This is a genomic window from Streptomyces humicola (assembly GCF_024436035.1).
Taxonomy (GTDB): Bacteria; Actinomycetota; Actinomycetes; order Streptomycetales; family Streptomycetaceae; genus Streptantibioticus_B; species Streptantibioticus_B humicola.
Genome location: NZ_JANFNG010000063.1, coordinates 1 through 3,485 on the forward strand (window position 1 = coordinate 1; position 3,485 = coordinate 3,485).

Sequence of the window (3,485 nt, forward strand, 5' to 3'; positions counted from 1 at the left end):
CCGTCCAGCAATCCCGAGCCGCTGCCTTGCGTGAGGCGCTGTCCACGCGTGTGGTGGTGGCCGATGGTGCGATGGGCACGATGTTGCAGGCGCAGGATCCTTCGTTGGAGGACTTTGAGGGGTATGAGGGCTGCAATGAGGTGTTGAACGTCACGCGTCCGGATGTTGTGCGGTCGGTGCATGAGGCGTATTTCGCGGTGGGTGTGGACTGTGTGGAGACCAACACCTTTGGTGCGAACTATGCGGCGTTGGGGGAGTATGGGATCGCGGAGCGGATCTTTGAGCTGTCGGAGGCGGGCGCGCGGCTTGCGCGTGAGGTGGCGGACGGGTTTGCGACTGGTGATCATCCGCGCTGGGTGATCGGCTCGGTTGGGCCGGGTACCAAGCTGCCGACGCTGGGCCATGTGGCGTATGCGGAGCTGAAGGGCGGGTTCCGGCGGAATGCGGCCGGGCTGATCGCGGGCGGCGTGGACGCGCTGCTGATCGAGACCTGCCAGGATCTGCTGCAGATCAAGGCTGCGGTGCTGGGTGCCAAGGAGGCGTTGGCCGAGTCGGGTCTTGACCTTCCGTTGTTTGTGCAGGTCGCTGTGGAGACCACCGGGACGATGTTGCTGGGTTCGGAGATCGGTGCTGCCCTGACGGCGTTGGAGCCGTTGGGGATCGATGCCATTGGTCTGAACTGTTCCACGGGGCCGGCGGAGATGAGTGAGCATCTGCGGTATCTGTCTCAGCATGCGCGGGTGCAGTTGTCGTGTATGCCGAATGCGGGGCTGCCGGTGCTGGGGAAGGACGGCGCTCATTTCCCGCTGGATCCGGTTGGTCTCGCCGATGCGCAGGAGGGCTTCGTGCGTGACTATGGCCTGTCGTTGGTGGGTGGGTGTTGCGGGACGACGCCGGAGCATTTGGCTCGGGTGGTCGAGCGGGTGCGGGGGCGTGGGCTGGCTCGGCGTGATCCGCGTCCGGAGGCGGGTGCGGCGTCGTTGTATCAGAGTGTGCCGTTCCGGCAGGAGGCGTCGTATCTGGCGATCGGGGAGCGGACCAACGCCAATGGGAGCAAGAAGTTCCGGACGGCGATGTTGGAGGGGCGTTGGGACGATTGTGTGGAGTTGGCCCGCGAGCAGATTCGTGAGGGTGCTCATCTGCTGGATTTGTGTGTGGACTATGTGGGCCGTGATGGTGTGGCGGATATGCGGGAGGTTGCTGGGCGGTTGGCGACGGCTTCGACGTTGCCGGTTGTGTTGGACTCCACTGAGCCGGCGGTGATTGAGGCGGGGCTGGAGCTGCTGGGTGGGCGTGCGGTGATCAACTCGGTGAATTATGAGGATGGTGATGGGCCGGCCTCCCGGTTTGCGAGGATCACGCGGTTGGCGGTGGAGCATGGTGCGGCGTTGATCGCGTTGACCATTGATGAGGAGGGTCAGGCGCGGACTGCTGAGCACAAGGTGGCGGTGGCCGAGCGGTTGATTGCGGATCTGACGGGGAGGTGGGGGGTCAGGGAGTGCGACATCCTTATCGATTGTTTGACGTTCACTATTGCCACGGGGCAGGAGGAGTCCCGCAGGGACGGGCTGGCCACGATCGAGGCGATCAGGGAGCTGAAGCGTCGCCATCCGGATGTGCAGACCACCTTGGGGTTGTCGAACATCTCCTTCGGTCTTAATCCGGCGGCGCGGGTGGTGTTGAACTCGGTGTTTTTGGATGAGTGTGTCAAGGCGGGGTTGGACTCGGCGATTGTGCATGCGGCGAAGATCGTGCCGATTGCGCGGTTGGATTCGGAGCAGGTCGGGGTCTGTCTCGATCTGATCTATGACCGGCGTCGTGAGGGCTATGACCCGTTGCAGCGGCTGTTGGAGTTGTTCGAGGGGGTGGATGCCGCGTCGGTGAAGGCGGGGCGGGCCGAGGAGCTGGCGGCGTTGCCGTTGGAGGAGCGGTTGCAGCGCCGGATCATCGACGGGGAGCGTAATGGTCTGGAGGCTGATCTGGATGCGGCGCTGGTGTCCCGGTCGGCGTTGGAGATTGTCAATGACACGCTGCTGGCCGGGATGAAGGTGGTCGGGGAGCTGTTCGGTTCGGGGCAGATGCAGTTGCCGTTCGTGTTGCAGTCGGCGGAGGTGATGAAGAGCGCGGTGGCTTACCTGGAGCCGTATATGGACAAGACCGATGAGGCGGGCAAGGGCACGATTGTGCTGGCCACGGTGCGTGGGGATGTGCATGACATCGGCAAGAATCTGGTCGACATCATCTTGTCCAACAACGGTTACACGGTGGTCAATCTTGGCATCAAGCAGCCGGTGTCCGCGATCGTGGAGGCGGCCGAGGAGCATCAGGCGGATGTGATCGGGATGTCGGGGCTGCTGGTGAAGTCCACGGTGATCATGAAGGAGAATCTGGAGGAGCTCAACCAGCGCGGTCTTGCCGCCCGCTTCCCGGTCATCCTCGGTGGCGCTGCCTTGACCAGGGCGTATGTGGAGCAGGACCTGCACGAGATCTATGCCGGCGAGGTCCGCTATGCCCGTGATGCCTTTGAGGGGCTGCGGTTGATGGATGCCCTGGTCGCGGTCAAGCGTGGTGTGCCCGGGGCGGGGTTGCCGGAGCTGAGGCAGCGCCGCGTGCCCCGGCGCGAGCCGGCCCTGGACGAGGCGGGGCCGCAGGCGGGGTCGCAGGTGGGGCAGGTGCGCTCGGATGTGGCGGTCGACAATCCCGTCCCTGCCCCGCCGTTTTGGGGTACCCGGATCGTCAAGGGCATCGGCTTGAAGGAGTACGCGTCCTGGCTGGATGAGGGGGCGTTGTTCAAGGGGCAGTGGGGGCTGAGGCAGTCCCGCAGCGGTGGCCCCAGCTATGCCGAGCTGGTCGAGGCCGAGGGCCGCCCGAGGCTGCGTGGGCTGCTGGACAGGCTGCAGACCGAAGGGCTGCTGGAGGCGGCGGTGGTCTACGGGTACTTCCCGTGCGTCTCCAAGGGCGACGATCTGATCATCTTGGGGGAGGACGGCGGTGAGCGGACCCGGTTCACCTTCCCCCGCCAGCGCCGCGGGCGCCGGCTGTGCCTGGCCGACTTCTTCCGCCCCCAGGAATCCGGCGAGACCGATGTGGTCGGGCTGCAGGTGGTCACCGTCGGCAGCAAGGTCTCCCAGGCCGCCAACGAGCTGTTCGCCGCCGACGCCTACCGCGACTACCTGGAACTGCACGGCCTGTCCGTCCAGCTCGCCGAGGCCCTCGCCGAGTACTGGCACGCCCGGGTCCGCGCCGAGCTGGGCTTTTCCGGCCAGGACCCCGCCGACATGCAGGGCATGTTCGAGCTGAAGTACCGCGGCGCCCGGTTCTCCCTCGGCTACGGCGCCTGCCCCGACCTGGAGGACCGCGCCAAGATCGCCGACCTCCTCCACCCCGAACGCATCGGCGTCGAACTCTCCGAGGAGTTCCAGCTCCACCCCGAACAATCCACCGACGCCATCGTCATCCACCACCCCGAAGCCACATACTTCAAC

The 3,485-nt window shown here is 65.5% G+C and carries 1 protein-coding gene; it reads left to right on the forward strand.

The window, feature by feature from the left end; translation table 11 throughout:
* A partial coding sequence (gene metH / locus NGB36_RS32900; protein ID WP_255924325.1) for a methionine synthase occupies positions 1-3,485 on the forward strand: 3,485 nt, incomplete at both ends.